Below are 253 nucleotides of genomic sequence, written 5' to 3' on the forward strand. Positions count from 1 at the left end.
CTCGAAGTCGAGCTGTTCCGTGATGTCGCGGCCGCCGATGGCGTCTCGGGGTCCGACCAGACTCGTGGCGAACTTCGGGAAGACGTCCGGGTACTGCGGCAGGGCACGCCCGGTCTCAGCGACGTGGTCGCTGTAGTTGAGGCCGATGCACAGCACCTTGGCGGGGTTCGGTACCGGGGCCGCAAGCTCGGCCTCGGCGAGTGTCGCGCTGACCGGGAGACCGGCTCGTACGGCCTCTTTGACGCGGGTCGAC

General features: G+C 68.8%; 1 protein-coding gene. It reads right to left on the minus strand.

Features of this window, described 5'->3' with window-relative positions; all coding sequences use genetic code 11:
* On the minus strand, positions 1-253 hold a 253-nt coding region (locus tag PS14A_RS26540), incomplete at both ends, for a fumarylacetoacetate hydrolase family protein (RefSeq protein WP_212617603.1).

The sequence above is a fragment of the Pseudomonas sp. 14A genome (genome assembly GCF_018132745.1).
Classification (GTDB): domain Bacteria; phylum Pseudomonadota; class Gammaproteobacteria; order Pseudomonadales; family Pseudomonadaceae; genus Aquipseudomonas; species Aquipseudomonas mercuritolerans.